Genomic DNA, 18,996 nt, shown 5'->3' on the forward strand with positions numbered 1-18,996 from the left:
CATGGCTGCGTACGCCGCTACTCGTCCCCATCCACGCTGTTCGCTCCGCCCAGTGTACGGCGCCCCACGGACAGCGGCCGACCGGATTTCGCCCGCTCCGTGACCTGGGGCGCCGCAGCGTGCGCGGTGACCCGAATGGCCAGGCGCGGGCCGTCCGGGACGCCGGGATGTCGGGCCCGGCGGATTACCGGCCGGGTAGCTGGGCACAACGGATGGAGGCTCGGCGCGCGGCCCGCGTGCGACGGGCGCCTCGTGAGCGTGCCCCGTTGCCGCGGGCCAGAAGTCGATTTATCGTCCCAGCACGATCTGCGCGCGAGATCACGGAAGCTAAGGGGCCGCGGCCATGGTGGCGAAGAAGACCGCCGTACAGCGACCGCCGGGTGGATCCGGCGGCGCGCGTGCGTCCACCGGCACGACCGCACAGGGCGCACATCTGCCCACAGAGGTGAACGGAACGGCTGTCGCCGGGGCCGTGCGCGGGCGGAGCCCGGCGGCAGCCGAGAAGGCTCCGGCCAGGAAGGCGGCGGCCATGGAGGCATCGGGTGCCGCGCGGAAGAAGACGGCGGCGCGACCCGCGACGAAGAAGACGGCGGCCTCGAAGACGGCCGGGTCTGCGGGTTCGGTCAAGGAGGCGGTTGCCGGGAAGGTTGCTGGTTCTGCGGGTCCGGCCAAGAGGGCGGCGGCCTCGAAGACGGCTGGTTCTGCGGGCTCGATCGAGAGGGCGGTTGCCGGGAAGACGGCTGGTTCTGCGGGTCCGGCCAAGAGGGCGGCGGCCTCGAAGACGGCCGGGTCTGCGGGCTCGGCCAAGGAGGCAGTTGCCGGGAAGGCGGCCGGGTCTGCGACACCCGTCAAGAAGGCAGTCGCCAAGAAGGCGGCCGGATCTGCGGGCCCCGTCAAGAAGGCAGGCGCCAAGAAGGCGGCCGGTGAGAAGGCCGTCGCCGGGCAGGCGGTCGGCAAGGAGGAGGTCGGTGGGAAGAGGGGCGGCACGAAGGCAGCGGCGACAGGCGCCGCGGCCGACAAGGCGACGGCGAAGAAGGCCGCCGCCGGGAAGGCAGCGGTGAAGAAGACGGTCACGCAGGAGGCGGCGGCGAAGCAGGCCGGCGCCGAGGACGCAGGGGCGAAGAAGGCCGCCGCCGGGAAGACGGCGGTGAAGAAGACGGTCACGAAGGAGGCCGCCGCGAAGAAGGTCAGCGCCAAGGAGGTGGCGGCGAAGAAGGTCGACGCGAAGGACGCGGTGGCCAAGAAGACCGGTGCCAAGAAGACGGCCCCGGTCGCCGCCAAGGGCGGCAAGAGCGCGGCGAAGAAGAAGGCGGGTGCGGTCGAGGCCGCCCAGCAGACGGGAGCCACGACAGTGGTTGCGAAGAAGACTCCTGGCACGGCCACCGCGGTCCCCAAGGCCCGGACGGTGGAGCCCGGCGAACTCGCGGTGCGCCCCGGTGAGACCCCGTGGACCCCCGAGGAGGTGACCGACGCGCGCGCCGAGCTGCAGGGCGACGCGCTCCGGCTGCGCGCCGAGATCGAGGCCTCCGAGCAGGCGCTGGTCGGCCTCATGCGCGACTCCGGGGACGGCGCCGGTGACGACCAGGCCGACGCCGGTACCAAGAACATCACGCGTGAGCACGAGCTGGCCCTCGCCGCCAACGCGCGCGAGATGCTCGACCAGACCGAGCGCGCCCTGGAGCGCCTCGACGCCGGTACCTACGGCTTGTGCGAGAACTGCGGCAACCCCATCGGGAAGGCCCGTATGCAGGCCTTCCCGCGCGCCACGCTGTGCGTCGAGTGCAAGCAGAAGCAGGAACGCCACTGACGAGTCCCGCCTGGCGGCATGGCAGGGCGAGCCGGTGTCGTAGTCTCGTCCACAGTCAGGCACCTAGGTTGAGGGACTCACGTGGCAGAGGCGGAGCGCATGATCGGTACGCCGGATACCCCAGACGCGGCAGGGGCCGGGCCGGAGCAGTCCGGTGAACGACCCCGCTCGGACTCCGCCGCGGCGACCGTCGAGGCCCCGGCCGAGGCCTCCGGCGTGGCGCAGGCGGTGTCCGGTGCGGCCGAGGGCCGGGGCAAGCGGCGGATCGCCGTCCTGTTCGCCGTCGCCGCCGTCGCCTACGCGCTCGACCTGGCCAGCAAGCTGATCGTGGTCGCCAAGCTGGAGCACCACGCGCCGGTCCAGGTCATCGGCGACTGGCTGCGCCTCGAGGTGATCCGTAACGCGGGAGCCGCCTTCAGCATCGGTGAGGCCTTCACCGTGATCTTCACGCTGATCGCGGCCACCGTGATCGTCGTGATCATCCGGCTCGCGCGTAAGCTCTACAGCCTGCCCTGGGCGATCGCGCTCGGCATGCTGCTCGGCGGCGCGCTGGGCAACCTCACCGACCGGATCTTCCGCGCGCCGAGCCTCTTCAAGGGCGCGGTCGTCGACTTCATCTCGCCGAAGCACTTCGCCGTCTTCAACCTCGGCGACTCGGCGATCGTCTGCGGCGGCATCCTGATCGTGCTGCTGTCCTTCCTCGGCCGGGACCCCGACGGCACCGTCCACAAGGACTGAGCACCGGTTGTCCACAGCCCCTGTCCGGGGTGCCGGCGCCGTCCGGCATACTCGACGGGTGAGCACGCTTCCCGAGATCCGTACCCTGCCCGTGCCCGACGGCCTGGAGGGCGAGCGCGTCGACGCCGCCATCTCCCGCATGTTCGGCTTCTCCCGTACGAAGGCGGCCGAGCTGGCCGCGGCGGGCAAGGTGCTGGTCGACGGCACGGTGGTCGGCAAGTCCGAGCGCGTGCACGGCGGCGCCTGGCTCGAGGTGGAGATGCCGCAGGCGCCCGCGCCGGTGCAGGTGGTCGCCGAGCCCGTCGAGGGCATGGAGATCGTGCATGACGACGACGACGTGGTCGTGATCGTCAAGCCGGTCGGCGTCGCCGCGCACCCGTCGCCCGGCTGGTCGGGCCCCACCGTGATCGGCGGTCTCGCCGCCGCCGGGTACCGCATCTCGACCTCCGGCGCCGCCGAGCGCCAGGGCATCGTGCACCGCCTCGACGTGGGCACGTCCGGCCTGATGGTCGTGGCCAAGTCGGAGTACGCGTACACGTCGCTCAAGCGCCAGTTCAAGGAGCGCACGGTCGACAAGCGGTACCACACGCTCGTCCAGGGCCACCCCGACCCGACGAGCGGCACCATCGACGCGCCCATCGGACGTCACCCGAACCACGACTACAAGTGGGCGGTCACGGCCGAGGGCAAGCCCTCCGTCACGCACTACGACCTGATCGAGGCGTTCCGCGCGGCCTCCCTGCTCGACGTCAAGCTGGAGACGGGCCGCACCCACCAGATCCGCGTCCACATGTCCGCGCACCGCCACCCGTGCGTCGGCGACCTGACCTACGGCGCCGACCCGACGCTCGCCAAGCGGCTCGGCCTGACCCGCCAGTGGCTGCATGCCGTCCGGCTCGGCTTCGAGCACCCGGGAGACGGGCAGTGGGTCGAGTTCGAGAGCACCTACCCCGCCGACCTCCAGAAGGCGCTGGACACGGTGCGCGAGGAGAGCTGGCGGTAAGCCGCCGTACGCGCGGCGGCCAGAGCGCCGAAGGGCCGGTGGGGCGGGGTGACGTGGCAGTCTTGAGCTCCCTCGTGTGATCGTCCGACCTCGCGGAGCTGACCGTGGCTCAGTTGGCGCTGTTGCTTCTGATGCTGCTCGGGGCCGTGGTGAGCGTCCCGGTGGGGGACCGGTTCGGGTTACCGGCACCGGTGCTGATGACCCTGCTCGGGATGGCACTCGCGCTGATGGAGTTCGTCCCGAACGTCAACATCCCGCCCGAGCTGATCCTGCCCGCCCTGCTGCCGCCGCTGCTGTACGCCGCGGTGCGCCGGACCTCATGGCGGCAGTTCGCGGCCAACCGGCGTCCGATCTTCCTGCTGGCCGTGGCGCTGGTGTTCGTCACCACCGTGTGCGTGGCCGCCGTCGCGCACACGATCGTGCCAGGGCTGCCGGTCGCGGCGGCGATCACGCTCGGCGCGCTGGTCGCGCCGCCCGACCCGGTCGCGGCGACCGCCGTCGCGGGCCAGCTCGGGCTGCCCCGGCGCCTGGTGTCGATCCTGGCGGGCGAGGGCCTGTTCAACGACGTGACGGCGATCGTGCTGTACCACGTCGCGATCGCCGCCGTCGCGAGCGGGACGTTCTCCCTGCCGCACGCCGCGCTCGAACTGGCGCTCTCCGCGGTGGTCGCCCTCGCCATCGGGCTGGCCCTCGGCTGGGCCGCCAACCGGCTCCTCGACCTGCTCGGCGACGCCACCCTGCAGATCAGCCTGACGCTCCTGGTGCCGTACGCGTCGTACGTCCTGGCCGAGGCGCTGCACGGTTCCGGTGTGCTGTCCGTGCTCGTCACCGCGCTGTTCCTGGCGGAGTACGCCTCCGACCCGGACGACGTGATGATGCGGCTCGCCGGGCACACGTTCTGGGACGTGGTGGACACCCTGGTCACCGGCGTCGCGTTCGGGCTGATCGGGCTGGAGCTGCACAACGCGACCCGCACCGCGGCCGGGCGCTGGGGCGAGATGCTCGGCTGGGCCGCCGCGGTGGTCGCCGTCGTGGTGCTCGTACGGCTGCTGTGGCTGCTCCCGGCGGCCTGGCTGACCAAACGGCTGCACGCCCGCCGGGACTACGACGAGGACATCCCGATGACCTGGCGCGAGTCCGTCGTGATGTGGTGGTCGGGGATGCGGGGCGTGGCGTCGGTGGCGCTGGTCCTGGCCATCCCCCTGACGACGAACGACGGGGCGCCCTTCCCGGACCGCGACGAGATCGTCTTCATCGCGTTCGGGGTGATCATGTCGACGCTCGTCCTCCAGGGGCTCACCCTGCCGTGGCTGGTGAAGCTGCTCCGGGTGCGGGGCGACGCGGAGAGCGAGAAGGAGTTCGAACGGGCGCTGGCCCTCCGCGCGGCCAAGGCGGCACGGCACCGGCTGCGGGAGATCGAGGAGGTCGAGGAGCTGCCGGAGGAGCTGACCGAGCAACTGGTGCGGCGGGCCTTCGACATCGGCGCGCGGATCAGCCCCGACCTGGGCGAGGAGGAACGGCGCGAGGCGTACGAGCAGCGCGCCCGGCGCATCAAGCGGCTGCGCGGGATCCAGCAGGAGATGCTGAGCGCGGCACGGCACGAGGTGCTGGCGGCGCGCAGCGAGCCGGGGGCCGACCCGGAGGTCGTCGACCGGGTGCTGCGCCATCTGGACGTACGCAGCCTGCGCTGACACCGCGTCCGCGCCGCCCGGGACCGCTCCGGGGGCGGGCGAATGCGGCCGTCCGGCCGGGACTCCTCAGTACGATCGGCCCGTGGCGCGCAATGTGGTGATCAGTGGCGGCGGTACGGGCATCGGGCTCGCGGCGGCGCGGGCCTTCGCCGCGGACGGGGACCAGGTGCTGCTGGTCGGGCGGCGGGCGGAGGTGCTGGAGAAGGCCGCGGTGCCGGGCTCGCTCTCCTACGCGGCCGATCTGAGCGATCCGCACGCCGTGGGCGGGCTCGCCCGGTTCGTGGCCCGGGAGCTGGGCACCGTGGACGTCCTCGTCAACAACGCGGGCGGCAGCGGACGGCTGGAGCCGCAGGCCGACACCGAGGACCCGCTCGAAGCCGTCGCGCACGCGTGGTCCCTCGCCTTCCGGCAGAACGTGCTGACCTCGGTCCTGCTCACCCAGGCCCTGCGGGAGCGGCTCGCCTGCCCCGGCGGGCGCGTGCTCTTCCTCAGCTCCATCGCGGCCTACCGCGGCTCCGGCAGCGCGGCGTACGGCGCGGCCAAGGCCGCGTTGCACCCGTATGTCTTCGCGCTGGCACGGGAGTTGGGGCCGCGCGGCATCACGGTGAACGCGGTCGCGCCCGGCTATGTCGAGGACACCGGGTTCTTCGGCGGTCCGATGGACCCGGCGCGGCGCGAGCAGCGCGTCGCGGAGACGTCCACCGGCCGCGCCGGGACGCCCGGCGACATCGCCCGGACCCTGCACTGGCTGGCGTCCCCCGGCGCCGGGCACATCACCGCGCAGGTGATCCAGGTCAACGGCGGGGCGGAACGCGGGCACTGAGCACGTCGAGCACACCGGCGGAGCACGGTGACCGCGGCGTCCGCGGGCCGGGCTGGCACCATGGCCTCATGAACATCATGCTCTTCCACTCGACGTACGGACTGCGGCCTGCCGTCCGGGCCGCCGCCGACCGGCTCCGCGCCGCTGGGCACGAGGTGTGGACCCCCGACCTGTTCGAGGGCCACACCTTCGAGACGGTCGAGGAGGGCATGGCCTTCAAGGACGGGATCGGCAAGGACGAGCTGCTCAAGCGCGCCGTCCTGGCGGCGGCGCCGTACTCGGAGCGCGGGCTGGTCTACGCCGGGTTCTCGTTCGGTGCCGCCACCGCGCAGACGCTGGCGCTCGGCGACGACAAGGCGCGCGGACTCCTGCTGCTGCACGGCACGTCGGACATCGCGGCGAACGCCTCGGTGGACGGCCTGCCGGTGCAACTGCACGTCGCCGAGCCGGACCCCTTCGAGACGGACGACTGGCTGAGCGCCTGGTACCTCCAGATGCGCAGGGCGGGCGCGGACGTGGAGGTCTACCGGTACGCGGGCGCCGGTCACCTCTACACCGACCCGGATCTGCCGGACTACGACGAGGAGGCGGCGGAGGCCACCTGGCGGGTGGCGCTCGGCTTCCTCGAGAGCCTGTAACGGACGATCAGTCTGTGACAGGCGAACCGCCTGTGACAGACGAAGAGAAGAGCGGGCGAACCGGAGGGGTTCGCCCGCTCTTTCGGCCAGGGGACCGCTCAGTCCCGCACGGCGCCGGTCAGCCCTTGAGGGCCTTCTCGATCGCCGTGTTGAACTCGGGCACGGTCATCGGCGCGTTCTGTCCGTCCCCGCCCGTCAGCGTCTTGCCGTCCATCTTCAGGGTCGGCGTGCCCCGCACCCCGCTCTTGTCGAACTTCTTGGACATCTCCAGCGCCCACCGGTCGAAGGTGCCGCCCTTCACGGCCTTCTCGAACGAGGCGTTGCCCTTGAGGGCGGGCACGGTGTTCGCGATCTTGATCAGGTAGGAGTCGTCCTTGAACTTGTCGTCGGTCTCCTCGGGGTGCCACTTGGTCGAGTAGAGCGCCTCCTTGTAGGCGAGGAAGGCCTCGGGGCTCACGTTCAGCGCGGCACCCAGGGAGCTGAGCGCGTTCTTGGAGCCCTCGCCGTTGGAGGCGTTGTCGATGAACGTGGCGCCTATGAACTCGACCTTGTACTTGCCGTCGTCGATGTCCTTCTTCATGGTCGGGCCGACCGCTTGCTCGAGGTGGGCGCAGATCGGGCAGCGCGGGTCCTCGTAGATCGTCAGGGTCTTCTTGGCCTCGTCCTTGCCGATGACGACCGAGGTGCCGTCCTTGCCGGTGGTGTTGGCCGGCTTGACGAGCTTCTGGTCCTTCACGCCGTCCCAGTAGCCGGGCTTGCCGCTCTGCATGACGGCGTAGCTGATGCCGCCCACGGCGCCCACTACGGCGACGACCGCCCCGACGACGACGAGCTGGCGCTTGGCCCGGTCGCGCTTGGCCTGCCGCTCGCGCTCCTCGCGCAGCCGCTCACGGGCCGCCGTCTTCGCCGTCTGGCTGTTCCGCTTGCTCATGATGATCTCCATGGGGACGCGCACACGGGTGCGCGGGAAGTGGGGGTCCTGCGTACGGGTGACGCAGGGGGATGTCCGGTGCTCGGTGCCTCAGCCGGAGGCGACCGAGGACGGCGGACCCCGTAGCCCCAGGGAGTGCGCGAACAGACGGGGGCGGACGACGGCGACGCGGTACGTGGGACGCGGCATCCGGCGGACCGGGGCGAGCAGTCGTACCGTCACCGCGGCGACCGCGACCAGCAGCGGCCGGAACGTGGTCGCCGCCGCCGCGCGCAGCAGTTGGGCCAGCGCGCGCTCGCCCCGGCGCAGCCAGGCGGTCGCGAGGAGCCCCACGCCCACATGGGCGGCGAGCAGCAGCCAGGCGGTGGCCGGGTCGGCGTCCGCGAGCAGCGCCGCGACGCGGTCGGTGCCGGGGCTGGCGGCGAACGGGGTGCCCACGCTTCCGCCGCTGCACAGGACGTCCAGGCCGACCGAGCGCAGCGGGCCGGTGACCGGGCCGCCCGCGCTGCCGTAGCAGGTGTGCTGGCCCGTGGTGAACACCGTGTCGGCGGCCAGCTCCAGCGGGATCAGCAGGGCGGCGATGCGGCCGAAGCCGCGCTCACGGCCGGCCAGCGCGTACGCGACGGCGAAGACGGCGGCGGCGACCGCGGCCACCGTCCCCAGCGGCAACGGGACCTCGGACAGCAGCACATGCGACGCGGTGCTGAGCGTCACGACCACGGTCGTGAACAGCGCCGCGCGCACGGCTCTGAGCTGGATCCCGGAGATGTCCATAGCGGCACGAGTGTCCCACGTGTCGCCGTAAGAGCCCCCTAAAGGGTTGCTATGTGTTATGGGAGCGTTGTGGTCGTGGGGGAGTGGTCCGGTGCGGCGGCTTGCAGACCGGGGCGCAACGGCTCACAGACCGGGGATACGGCCGCCCCGGACCAGGTCGACGAAGATCTGGTGGTCCTCGCGCACCTGGGCCGCGTACGTGTGCGCGAAGTCCACGAGGCGGCCCGCGAAGCCGGCCTCGTCGGCGGCGATCGCGGCGTCGATGGCCCGTTCCGTGGAGAAGGGCACCGGTGAGTCGCCGCAGCGGTCGTCGGCCGCCGCGTGCAGAGCCGCGGTGGCCCGGCCCAGGTCGGCGACCACCGAGGCGATCTCCTCGGGGTCGTCGAGGCCGCTCCAGTCGAGGTCCACGCGGTAGGGCGAGACCTCGGTGACCACGCGGCCCGTGCCGTCCAGTTCGGTCCAGCCGAGCCAGGGGTCGGGGTGGGGCTGGAGGGCGCGCTGGGCGGTGACCGTGCGGTGGCCCTCGTGCGCGAAGTGGTCGCGGATCGCCGGGTCCGTGATGTGCCGGGAGACGGCCGGGACGGCGGCCTGCCGGATGGAGATCACCACGTCGTGCTCCAGGGCGTCGCTCTCGCCCTCCAGCAGGATGTCGTACGAGGGGAGCCCCGCCGGGCCGAGACCGCGGCGGCCGACGACGTCCTTCACGCGGTAGGACTCCGGGCGCGCGAGCGACGCGTCCGGGAGCGTCTCCAGATAGCCGTCGAAGGCCGCGAGGACCTTGTAGCGCGTGGCCGCGTCCAGCTCGATGGAGTCGGCGTCCGCGGTGAAGCGGCGCTCGTCGCGGACCTCGGTCAGCGCGTCCAGGAGGGAGGAGCGGGTCAGCGTGCGGGCCACGCGCAGCGTGTCCAGCAGCGGCCCCTGGGCGGTGTCCAGCGTGAAGGGCGGCACCTCGTCGCTCTTGGCGCCCGTCGCCACGGCGTGGACCCGCTCGCGGTAGGCCGTCGCGTAGGCCTCGACCAGGCCGCCGATCCGCTCGTCGCCGAGCGCCTTCGCGTACCCGAGCAGGGCGAGCGAGGCGGCGAACCGCTTGAGGTCCCAGGTGAAGGGGCCGATGTAGGCCTCGTCGAAGGCGGTCGCGCCGAAGACCAGGCGGCCCGTGGCGTCCAGAGAGCTGCCGAAGCTCTCCGTGTGCAGGTCGCCGTGGACCCACACGCGCGAGGTGCGGTCGTCCAGGTAGGGTCCGCCGCGCTTCTCGGCGTCGAGGTCGTGGTAGAAGAGGCAGGCCGTGCCCCGGTAGAACGCGAGGGGCGAGGCCGCCATCCCGCGGAGCCGCGCGCCGCCCGCGGCGGGGTCGGTGGCGAGCAGCTCACCGAAGGCGGTGTCGAGGACGGCGCGGATCTCCTCGCCGCGTTGCCCGGCGCTGCGCTGCGGAACCGACATCGCTCTGCCTCCAGATGCGGTGGTGCTGTGACGATGGATATGGGTGGTGCGTGACGATCGGAACGATCTTCCGCCCCCTTCCAACGGACGACGGTACGCGCGAGTGCCCCGGACCCCGGCGCGCGGACACGGGGACGGCGCGCGTGTCCGGCGGACGAAGGCGCGTACGACGGCAGGGGCGACGGGTCCCCTCGATCCGACCGCCGATCCGACCACAACCGTCACGGTCTTCGCATCGGACCACTCGCGTCGGCATAGACTTCGGGGCTGTCCCCCTCTGGCTGTCCGCAGCCCGCGGGACCCCCGTCGAGGTACGCCCGCGCGGCGCCCGACCCCGTCCTGTGCCTGACCTACCTGGAGGCTCCAGCCGTGTCAAAGCCGCCGTTCACGCACCTGCACGTCCACACCCAGTACTCGCTGCTGGACGGTGCCGCGCGGCTGAAGGACATGTTCAATGCCTGCAATGAGATGGGCATGACACACATCGCCATGTCCGACCACGGCAACCTCCATGGCGCGTACGACTTCTTCCACTCCGCGAAGAAGGCCGGGATCACCCCGATCATCGGCATCGAGGCGTACGTCGCCCCCGAGTCGCGGCGCAACAAGCGCAAGATCCGGTGGGGCCAGCCGCATCAGAAGCGGGACGACATCTCGGGTTCGGGTGGATACACGCACAAAACGATCTGGGCGGCGGACAAGACGGGGCTGCACAACCTCTTCCGGCTCTCCTCGGACGCGTACGCCGAGGGCTGGCTCCAGAAGTGGCCCCGGATGGACAAGGAGACCATCGCCCAGTGGTCCGAGGGGCTCATCGCCTCCACCGGCTGCCCCTCCGGCGAGTTGCAGACCCGGCTGCGCCTCGGCCAGTTCGACGAGGCGCTCAAGGCCGCCTCCGACTACCAGGACATCTTCGGCAAGGACCGCTACTTCCTGGAGCTGATGGACCACGGCATCGACATCGAGCACCGGGTCCGTGACGGTCTGCTGGAGATCGGCAAGAAGCTCGGCATCCCCCCGCTGGTCACGAACGACTCGCACTACACCTACGCCCACGAGGCCGGGGCCCACGACGCCCTGCTGTGCATCCAGACCGGCAAGAACCTCTCCGACCCGGACCGCTTCAAGTTCGACGGCACCGGCTACTACCTGAAGTCCACGGACGAGATGTACGCCGTCGACTCCTCGGACGCCTGGCAGGAGGGCTGCCGCAACACCCTCCTGGTGGCCGAGCAGATCGACACCTCGGGCATGTTCGAGAAGCGCGACCTCATGCCCAAGTTCGACATCCCCGAGGGCTACACCGAGGTCACCTGGTTCAAGGAGGAGGTCCGCCGCGGCATGGAGCGCCGCTTCCCGGGCGGCATCCCCGAGGACCGCCAGAAGCAGGCGGACTACGAGATGGACGTCATCATCTCGATGGGCTTCCCGGGCTACTTCCTCGTGGTCGCCGACTTCATCATGTGGGCCAAGAACAACGGCATCGCGGTCGGCCCCGGCCGAGGCTCCGCGGCGGGCTCGATCGTCGCCTACGCCATGGGCATCACCGACCTCGACCCGATCCCGCACGGTCTGATCTTCGAGCGGTTCCTCAACCCCGAGCGCATCTCGATGCCCGACGTCGACATCGACTTCGACGAGCGTCGGCGCGTCGAGGTCATCCGGTACGTGACGGAGAAGTACGGCGCCGACAAGGTCGCCATGATCGGCACGTACGGCACCATCAAGGCCAAGAACGCGATCAAGGACTCCGCGCGCGTGCTGGGCTACCCGTACGCGATGGGCGACCGCATCACCAAGGCCATGCCCGCCGACGTCCTCGGCAAGGGCATCCCGCTCTCCGGCATCACCGACCCGAACCACCCGCGCTACTCGGAGGCGGGCGAGGTGCGCGGGATGTACGAGAACGAGCCGGACGTGAAGAAGGTCATCGACACCGCCAAGGGCGTCGAGGGCCTGGTGCGGCAGATGGGCGTGCACGCGGCCGGCGTGATCATGTCCAGCGAGACGATCACCGACCATGTGCCGGTCTGGGTCCGGCACACCGACGGTGTCACCATCACCCAGTGGGACTACCCGAGCTGTGAGTCGCTCGGCCTGCTGAAGATGGACTTCCTCGGCCTGCGCAACCTGACGATCATGGACGACGCCGTCAAGATGGTGAAGTCCAACAAGGGGATCGACATCGATCTCCTCGGCCTCCCGCTGGACGACCCCAAGACCTTCGATCTGCTCCAGCGCGGCGACACGCTCGGCGTCTTCCAGTTCGACGGCGGCCCCATGCGCTCGCTGCTGCGGCTGATGAAGCCGGACAACTTCGAAGACATCTCCGCCGTGTCGGCCCTGTACCGGCCGGGCCCGATGGGCATGAACTCCCACACCAACTACGCGCTGCGCAAGAACGGCCAGCAGGAGATCACGCCGATCCACCCGGAGCTGGAGGAGCCGCTCAAGGAGGTCCTGGACGTCACCTACGGCCTGATCGTCTACCAGGAGCAGGTGCAGAAGGCCGCCCAGATCGTCGCGGGCTACACGCTCGGCGAGGCCGACGTGCTGCGGCGTGTGATGGGCAAGAAGAAGCCCGAGGAACTGGCGAAGAACTTCACCATCTTCCAGTCCGGCGCCCGCGGCAAGGGCTTCAGCGACGAGGCGATCCAGGCCCTGTGGGACGTGCTGGTCCCGTTCGCGGGCTACGCCTTCAACAAGGCGCACTCCGCCGCGTACGGACTGGTCTCGTACTGGACCGCCTATCTGAAGGCGAACCACCCCGCCGAGTACATGGCCGGTCTGCTGACCTCGGTCAAGGACGACAAGGACAAGTCGGCCGTCTACCTCAACGAGTGCCGCCGTATGGGCATCAAGGTGCTCCCGCCGAACGTCAACGAGTCCGAGCAGAACTTCGCCGCCCAGGGCGACGACGTGATCCTCTTCGGCCTCTCCGCCGTCCGCAACGTCGGCACCAACGTCGTCGAGTCGATCATCAAGTGCCGCAAGGCCAAGGGACGGTACACGTCCTTCCCGGACTACCTCGACAAGGTCGAGGCGGTGGTCTGCAACAAGCGCACCACGGAGTCGCTGATCAAGGCCGGCGCCTTCGACACCATGGGTCACACCCGCAAGGGGCTGACCGCGCAGTACGAGCCGATGATCGACAACGTGGTCGCGGTCAAGCGCAAGGAGGCCGAGGGCCAGTTCGACCTCTTCGGCGGCATGGGCGACGAGCAGAACGACGAGCCCGGCTTCGGTCTCGACGTCGTCTTCACCGACGAGGAGTGGGACAAGACGTATCTGCTCGCCCAGGAGCGGGAGATGCTCGGCCTCTACGTCTCCGACCATCCGCTCTTCGGTCTGGAGCACGTGCTGTCCGACAAGGCCGACGCGGGCATCTCCCAGCTCACCGGCGGCGAGCACGCGGACGGCGCGGTCGTGACCATCGGCGGCATCATCTCGGGCCTCCAGCGCAAGATGACCAAGCAGGGCAACGCGTGGGCGATCGCCACCGTGGAGGACCTGGCCGGCTCCATCGAGTGCATGTTCTTCCCGGCGACCTACCAACTGGTGTCCACCCAACTCGTCGAGGACGCCGTGGTGTTCGTCAAGGGCCGCCTCGACAAGCGCGAGGACGTCCCGCGGCTCGTCGCGATGGAGCTGATGGTCCCGGACCTGTCGACCGCGGGCACCAACGCGCCCGTCGTGCTCACGATCCCGGCCATGAAGGTCACCCCGCCGATGGTGAGCCGCCTCGGCGAGATCCTCAGCCAGCACAAGGGCGACAGCGAAGTACGGATCAAGCTCCAGGGACCGAGCAGGACGACCGTCCTGCGGCTGGACCGGCACCGGGTGAAGCCGGACCCCGCGCTCTACGGCGACCTCAAGGTCCTGCTCGGCCCGTCCTGCCTGGCGGGGTGAACGCCGGGAGACCGCCCGCCGGGTGATCTCCGGGAGCGGCAACGCGCGTGAGGGGCGCACCCGTTACGGGTGCGCCCCCGCGTGTGTCCGGGGAGCAGCGCCCCGCCGACGCGTCACGCGCCTGTGTCCGGGCCTCAGTTGTGGCCGAAGCGCTTCCCCTGCTTACGGGAGACATCCGACGAACCGCCCGGCTGCGTGACCGAGGGCTGGTGCCCCTCCGGCGCGGACCTCTCGGCCTGCTCCTGGCTCTTCTCGCTCTGCGTGGAGCGGCTCTGCGAGGCGGGCTGCTTGCGGTTCTTGTTCTTGGCCATGGTGATGCCTCCTGTGTGGGGTCTAGGGGCCAGGGCCGGGACCAGATTCACACAAGCCGACAACAGGCGCATGTCGGACAATTACCGTGCGTGACAAGGCTCGTCGAGGCGATCTGTCCCGATACGCCACGCCGAAGATCGAGTTCGGGCCGTTAACCTCGCCGCGGTCGGGCAGACTCGAAGCAAGCCCGAAGCAAACCTCCCGGAAAGAGGGTGGATCGCGTGGACCGCTGCATCGTCCTGGTGGACGCCGGGTATCTGCTAGGGGCCGCCGCCAGCCTGCTCGCCGGGGAGCCCTCCAGATCGCGCATCACTGTCGATCACGCCGCCCTCATCCAGGCCCTGCGCGAGCGCGCCGAGTCCGAGACGCAGCGCCCCCTGCTGCGTATCTACTGGTTCGACGGCGCCCCCGACCGGCTGCCCCAGCCCGAACACCGCAGGCTGCGCGTGATGCCCCGAGTCACCGTGCGCCTGGGCGCCCTGACCCGTACCGACGGGCGGTGGGCGCAGAAGGGCGTCGACGCCGCCATGCACGCCGAACTGACCGAACTGGCCCGCAATCGCGCCTGTTCGGACATCGTGCTCGTCACCGGCGACGGGGATCTGCTCCCCGGCATGATGGCCGCGAAGGAGCACGGCGTCGCCGTCCATCTGTGGGCCGTCCAGGCCGCGGACGGCGACTACAACCAGTCCGAGGACCTCGTCGCCGAGGCCGACGAGCGCAGGGTGCTCGACCGCGTCTGGATCACCAGAGCCGTCCGGGCCAAGGAGTTGGGCGGCGTGTGCGCGCCCCCGCCCGCACCGCGCCCGGAGATCGCCGCGATCCTCTCGGCCCCGCTGCCCGAGGCGGGCCTCGCGGCCACCACGGAACGGCCCGCCGAGGAGCCGGAGCGCGTCGCCTCGGCCACCGAGCGCAACGGCACGCAGGAGCGGCTGCCCGCCGCCAAGGGCGTACCGACCCCGAAGGACCTGGCCGCCCTGCGGGCCCCCGGCGCGCAGACCGCGCAGCAGCCCGCCGGGGCGACCCTGCGCTGGTCCTCCGACAAGGGCTGGGTGGACCGGCCCGCGACGGCCGAGTCGCCCGAGGCCGCCTTCCTGCCGACGCTGGCCCAGTTGACGAGCGCCGAGCAGCGGTGGGCCGACCGCGAGGAGGACATCACGACGGTCGGCGGTGATCCGTACGAGGTCGGGCAGGTCTTCGCGCGCCGCTGGATCGAGCGGCTCACCGACCCCCCGCATCTGACGAAGCTGTCGGGCATGTACCCGCGCATCCCGCACCGCATCGACGGCGAACTGCTGCGCTACGCCGCCCGGTTCGGGCTGCTCGCGCACAAGGACGACCAGATCGACGAGCACGACCGGTACGCGATCAGGGCGGGCTTCTGGCGGGAGATCGACCAGCGCACGGCCGCGGAGCACGCGCCCGTCGGCGAGTAGGGCCTGTCGTCGCGCCCGGCATGATCCGCACGACAGGCCCTGGGGGACCGGCCCCGCGAATCGCCGACCCCGCGGCACCCCGTACCCTCGTCCCTTGTGAGTACGCGCCCCGCACCGACGAATCCGCACCATCGCGAGGTCGTGTGCGTACGCGGACTGACCAAGACCTATCCGGCGGTACGGGGTCGGCGCGGCGCGCCCGGGACGCCCGAGGTACGGGCCACCGACGACGTACGGCTGGACATCCGGCGCGGTGAGATCTTCGGGCTGCTCGGGCCGAACGGCGCCGGCAAGTCCACCCTCGTACGGCAGCTCACCGGGCTGATGCGGCCCGACCGCGGCAGCGTCGAGATCCTCGGCCACGACATCGTGCGCCACCCCGAGCGGGCCGCGCGCATCCTCGCCTACCTCGGGCAGGAGTCCACGGCCCTCGACGAACTGACCGTCTCGCTCGCGGCCGAGACCACCGGGCGGCTGCGCGGGCTCGAACTGCGGCGGGCGCGCGAGGAGCGGGACGCCGTGCTCGACGAACTCGGGCTCGCGCCGCTCGCCTCGCGGCCGCTCAAGAAGCTCTCCGGCGGGCAGCGCCGGCTCGCCTGCTTCGCCGCCGCGCTGGTGGGGGAGCGATCGCTGCTCGTGCTGGACGAGCCGACCACCGGGATGGACCCCGTCGCCCGGCGGGCCGTCTGGGCCGCCGTGGACCGGCGCCGGGCCGAGCGCGGGACGACCGTCCTGCTGGTCACCCACAACGTCATCGAGGCGGAGACCGTCCTCGACCGGGTCGCCGTCCTCGACCGGGGCCGTGTCATCGCCTGCGACACCCCCGCCGGGCTCAAGGAGCGGGTCGCGGGCGAGGTGCGGGTCGAACTCGTGTGGCGCGAGCGCGCGCCGCTGGAGGTACCCGAGATCGCGGCGCTGCGCGACCGCGCCGCCGAACACGGGCGCCGCTGGTCGCTGCGGATGGCTCCCGAGGAGGCGCGGGCGACCGTCGCCGCCGTCACCGGGGGCGCCGCCTTCGCCGCGCTGGACGACTTCACGCTGGCCACGCCGAGCCTGGAGGATGTCTATCTGTTGCTCGGCGGCAGCGGACGGGGGCTGGTGAAGGCATGAGCGCGCCGGGATCCTCGGATCCGCGGGGGAGTGGAAGGGGCGCCGTGCCCGGGGGAGACGCGGCGGTGGCAGACGTGAAGAGGAGCAGCACGACGTGAGTGTCGTACCCGCGAAGGCTCTGCCCAGGCCCGTGGCGGCGGCGGGCGGCGCCGGGCACGAGGCCCCGCTCGGGCCGCGGGCGCGACTGTGGCCGTCGCTCGCCGCCGTGTACCGGGCGCAGTTGTCCCGGGCGCGGGTCGCGCGGATCCCGTTGCTGTTCGTGGCGACCTTCCAGTCGATCGGCATCATGGTCATGATGCGCGGCGTCGTGGACGGCGGCGGCGACGCGCGGTCCGTGGTCGCCGGGTCGTCCGTGCTGGTCGTCGCCTTCGTCGGACTGAACCTGCTGGCGCAGTACTTCGGCCAACTGCGGGGCAGCGGCGGGCTCGACCACTACGCCACGCTTCCGGCGCCGGCCGCCGCGGTGGTGCTGGGAGCGGCGGGGGCGTACGCGTCCTTCACCGTGCCCGGAACGGTCGTCACCGCCGTCTTCGGCAGCGTGCTGTTCGGGCTGCCGATGGGCCACCTGTGGGTGCTGGCGGCGGTGATCCCGCTCGCCGGGGCCGCGCTGTCCGGACTCGGGGCCGCCCTCGGTCTGCTCGCGCCCCGGCCCGAACTGGCCACGCTGCTGGGGCAGTTGGGCATGTCGGCGGCGCTGCTGCTCGGGGTCCTGCCGGCCCATCGGATGCCGGAGAGCGTCCAACTCCTGCGCGATCTGCTGCCGTCCACCTACGGCGTCGAGGCGTTCGCCCGGACCTTCGACCACGACCCGGCCTGGGCGTCCGTCCTCGGTGACCTCACCGTGTGCGGCGCGGTCGGGGTGGCCTCGCTGGCCCTGGCGACCTGGGCGTACCGCAGGGCGGCCGTCCGATGACGCAACTGACAGCCGTGCCTGGCAGGATGTGAAGGTGACCGCTCCGTTGACTCCGCCTCCGCCGCCGCACGAACAGCGCCCGCCGTCCGCTCCGGACACCTGGCAAGAGGCGCCCGCCCCGTCGGTCCTGGGGCCCGCTCCGCACGGTGCCACGGCGCTGTATCCGCACGACGGTCCCGGGATGGGGACCGAGCTGCGGGAGGCGGCCGTCATCACGGTGGTCTCCGCGGTCGCCGGGGCGCTCCTCGGGCTGCTGTGGGCATGGCTCGCGCCGCGCGTGCCGCTCGTGGGCGCGGTGGTCGACAAGAACTGGGTCGTCTATCTGAAGGACGCCGAGGGCGAACAGGCCATCGGGGGCGACGGCACGTTCGTGCTGCTCGCGCTCGGCTTCGGACTGGTCGCCGCGCTGGTCGTCTTCCTGGTCCGCAGGCGCGGCGGGGTGCCGCTGGTGGCGGGGCTCGCCCTGGGCGGACTGCTCGGGTCGCTGCTCGCCTGGCGGCTGGGGATCCTGCTGGGCCCCCCGAAGGACGTGCTCGCGCACGCGAAGGCCGTGGGCAAGGGCGTGACGTTCCCCGCGCCGCTGAAGCTGGGGGCGAAGGGGGCGCTGCTCGCCTGGCCGGTGGCCGCGCTGGTGGTCCACCTGGGCCTGACGGCCCTGTTCGGCCCGCGGGACCCGGACCCGTACGCGAAGCCGTACGACCACGGGGCGCCGCCTGCCTGACACCGCGCCTCCTCCGAGGGCGCCGGAGCGGCCGAGGGGCCGCTCGGCGCCGGGATGAGGGGCGTGATCACGCCGGACGGTGGCCGTGGTTCGAGTGGCCCTTCTTCGAGCGCCATGCGCGCTTGCGTGTCCTCTTCGACATATCTCCGTAGTAGCCGAGGACGGCCCGTCCGTCGAACGCTGGGGTCTGCCGAGGTGCTAGCCCCGGCCGATCGGTGCCAGTGCCGCCTGGGTGAGGTGGGTCAGGTCCGACGGGGACAGTTCCACCTCCAGGCCCCGGCGGCCCGCCGAGACGCAGATCGTGGCGTGCGCCGAGGCCGACGCGTCCAGGACCGTACGCAGCTTCTTGCGCTGGCCCAGCGGGGAGATGCCGCCGCGCACATACCCCGTCGTGCGTTCCGCGAGCGCCGGGTCCGCCATCGCGGCCCGCTTGCCGCCCACCGCGGTCGCCAGCGCCTTCAGGTCCAGCGAGCCCGCCACCGGGACCACACCGACCACCAGCGCGCCGTCCACGTCCGCCACCAGGGTCTTGAAGACCCGGTCCGGGGACACGCCCATCGCCTCGGCCGCCTCCTCGCCGTAGGAGGGGTGCGACGGGTCGTGGTCGTAGGAGTGCACCGTGAACTCCACGCCCGCCGCGGTCAGCGCCACCGTCGCCGGGGTGCCGCCCGCGTTCTCCCGCTGCTTCTTCGCCTTCTTGGCCATGGGCCCGCTTCCTCTCCAACGGCTCGATCGGCTCCGTCGGCCGAT

The 18,996-nt window shown here is 71.6% G+C and carries 16 protein-coding genes; 11 read left to right on the forward strand and 5 right to left on the reverse strand.

Going from position 1 to position 18,996, the window contains the following annotated elements; translation table 11 throughout:
- The first annotated feature begins 343 nt into the window (after window positions 1–343).
- The 6 genes from ACZ60T_RS15985 to ACZ60T_RS16010 all read left to right on the forward strand — a co-directional run bounded on the left by ACZ60T_RS15985 (window position 344) and on the right by ACZ60T_RS16010 (window position 6,700).
- On the forward strand, window positions 344–1,807 hold the full coding sequence (locus ACZ60T_RS15985; RefSeq protein ID WP_469666410.1) for a TraR/DksA family transcriptional regulator: 1,464 nt from the start codon (window positions 344–346) through the stop codon (window positions 1,805–1,807).
- Between the two features lie 81 nt (window positions 1,808–1,888).
- Window positions 1,889–2,545 carry a signal peptidase II gene (gene lspA / locus ACZ60T_RS15990; protein ID WP_469666411.1) on the forward strand — a complete coding sequence of 219 codons (657 nt, stop codon included), beginning with the start codon at window positions 1,889–1,891 and terminating at the stop codon, window positions 2,543–2,545.
- Window positions 2,546–2,603: 58 nt separating this feature from the next.
- Complete coding sequence (locus ACZ60T_RS15995) at window positions 2,604–3,548, forward strand: RluA family pseudouridine synthase (RefSeq protein ID WP_365620331.1); 945 nt, start codon at window positions 2,604–2,606, stop codon at window positions 3,546–3,548.
- A gap of 104 nt (window positions 3,549–3,652) precedes the next feature.
- Window positions 3,653–5,239: a Na+/H+ antiporter gene (locus tag ACZ60T_RS16000; protein WP_365620334.1), complete on the forward strand. Its 1,587-nt coding sequence runs from the start codon at window positions 3,653–3,655 to the stop codon at window positions 5,237–5,239.
- A gap of 82 nt (window positions 5,240–5,321) precedes the next feature.
- Window positions 5,322–6,062, forward strand: coding sequence for an SDR family NAD(P)-dependent oxidoreductase (locus tag ACZ60T_RS16005; RefSeq protein WP_365620337.1), 741 nt, complete (start codon window positions 5,322–5,324; stop codon window positions 6,060–6,062).
- 68 nt (window positions 6,063–6,130) lie between these two features.
- Entirely contained in the window at window positions 6,131–6,700 is a 570-nt protein-coding gene (locus ACZ60T_RS16010) for a dienelactone hydrolase family protein (RefSeq protein WP_365620340.1), read from the forward strand.
- Between the two features lie 118 nt (window positions 6,701–6,818).
- Here the strand turns inward: ACZ60T_RS16010 and ACZ60T_RS16015 are convergent, their stop codons facing one another.
- From ACZ60T_RS16015 to ACZ60T_RS16025, 3 genes are all read right to left on the reverse strand, one after another.
- The gene (locus ACZ60T_RS16015) at window positions 6,819–7,631 is read right to left on the reverse strand and encodes a thioredoxin domain-containing protein (protein ID WP_469666412.1); all 813 of its coding nucleotides are present in this window, start codon (window positions 7,629–7,631) and stop codon (window positions 6,819–6,821) included.
- 90 nt (window positions 7,632–7,721) lie between these two features.
- Window positions 7,722–8,405 carry a hypothetical protein gene (locus tag ACZ60T_RS16020; RefSeq protein ID WP_469666413.1) on the reverse strand — a complete coding sequence of 228 codons (684 nt, stop codon included), beginning with the start codon at window positions 8,403–8,405 and terminating at the stop codon, window positions 7,722–7,724.
- Window positions 8,406–8,528: 123 nt separating this feature from the next.
- On the reverse strand, window positions 8,529–9,845 hold the full coding sequence (locus ACZ60T_RS16025; protein WP_469666415.1) for a DUF2252 domain-containing protein: 1,317 nt from the start codon (window positions 9,843–9,845) through the stop codon (window positions 8,529–8,531).
- A 369-nt stretch (window positions 9,846–10,214) separates the two neighbouring features.
- On the opposite strand from ACZ60T_RS16025, the gene dnaE reads away from it, so the two are divergent.
- A complete protein-coding gene (gene dnaE, locus ACZ60T_RS16030; protein ID WP_365620351.1) occupies window positions 10,215–13,754 on the forward strand; it encodes a DNA polymerase III subunit alpha in 3,540 nt (1,179 codons plus the stop codon).
- A gap of 134 nt (window positions 13,755–13,888) precedes the next feature.
- Here dnaE and ACZ60T_RS16035 read toward each other — a convergent pair whose 3' ends face one another.
- Window positions 13,889–14,065, reverse strand: a complete 177-nt coding sequence (locus ACZ60T_RS16035; RefSeq protein WP_469666417.1) for a hypothetical protein — start codon at window positions 14,063–14,065, stop codon at window positions 13,889–13,891.
- 222 nt (window positions 14,066–14,287) lie between these two features.
- Here ACZ60T_RS16035 and ACZ60T_RS16040 point away from each other — a divergent pair, with 222 nt between their 5' ends.
- The 4 genes from ACZ60T_RS16040 to ACZ60T_RS16055 all read left to right on the forward strand — a co-directional run bounded on the left by ACZ60T_RS16040 (window position 14,288) and on the right by ACZ60T_RS16055 (window position 18,246).
- On the forward strand, window positions 14,288–15,502 hold the full coding sequence (locus tag ACZ60T_RS16040) for an NYN domain-containing protein (RefSeq protein WP_469666418.1): 1,215 nt from the start codon (window positions 14,288–14,290) through the stop codon (window positions 15,500–15,502).
- 96 nt (window positions 15,503–15,598) lie between these two features.
- Window positions 15,599–16,612: an ABC transporter ATP-binding protein gene (locus ACZ60T_RS16045; RefSeq protein ID WP_469666419.1), complete on the forward strand. Its 1,014-nt coding sequence runs from the start codon at window positions 15,599–15,601 to the stop codon at window positions 16,610–16,612.
- A 94-nt stretch (window positions 16,613–16,706) separates the two neighbouring features.
- The gene (locus ACZ60T_RS16050; RefSeq protein ID WP_365620363.1) at window positions 16,707–17,525 is read left to right on the forward strand and encodes an ABC transporter permease; all 819 of its coding nucleotides are present in this window, start codon (window positions 16,707–16,709) and stop codon (window positions 17,523–17,525) included.
- A gap of 34 nt (window positions 17,526–17,559) precedes the next feature.
- Complete coding sequence (locus ACZ60T_RS16055) at window positions 17,560–18,246, forward strand: AAA family ATPase (protein WP_365620366.1); 687 nt, start codon at window positions 17,560–17,562, stop codon at window positions 18,244–18,246.
- Between the two features lie 198 nt (window positions 18,247–18,444).
- Here ACZ60T_RS16055 and ybaK read toward each other — a convergent pair whose 3' ends face one another.
- Complete coding sequence (ybaK, locus tag ACZ60T_RS16060) at window positions 18,445–18,951, reverse strand: Cys-tRNA(Pro) deacylase (RefSeq protein WP_365620369.1); 507 nt, start codon at window positions 18,949–18,951, stop codon at window positions 18,445–18,447.
- Window positions 18,952–18,996: the final 45 nt, after the last annotated feature.

The organism is Streptomyces sp. NPDC104371, assembly GCF_055583785.1.

Excerpts from the sequence above, each read along its gene's own strand:
- ACZ60T_RS15985 (WP_469666410.1), top strand. The coding sequence starts at position 344 with ATGGTGGCGAAGAAGACCGCCGTACAGCGACCGCCGGGTGGATCCGGC.
- ACZ60T_RS16010 (WP_365620340.1), top strand. The coding sequence starts at position 6,131 with ATGAACATCATGCTCTTCCACTCGACGTACGGACTGCGGCCTGCCGTC.
- ACZ60T_RS16015 (WP_469666412.1), bottom strand. The coding sequence starts at position 7,631 with ATGAGCAAGCGGAACAGCCAGACGGCGAAGACGGCGGCCCGTGAGCGG.
- ACZ60T_RS16020 (WP_469666413.1), bottom strand. The coding sequence starts at position 8,405 with ATGGACATCTCCGGGATCCAGCTCAGAGCCGTGCGCGCGGCGCTGTTC.
- ACZ60T_RS16025 (WP_469666415.1), bottom strand. The coding sequence starts at position 9,845 with ATGTCGGTTCCGCAGCGCAGCGCCGGGCAACGCGGCGAGGAGATCCGC.
- ACZ60T_RS16035 (WP_469666417.1), bottom strand. The coding sequence starts at position 14,065 with ATGGCCAAGAACAAGAACCGCAAGCAGCCCGCCTCGCAGAGCCGCTCC.
- ybaK (WP_365620369.1), bottom strand. The coding sequence starts at position 18,951 with ATGGCCAAGAAGGCGAAGAAGCAGCGGGAGAACGCGGGCGGCACCCCG.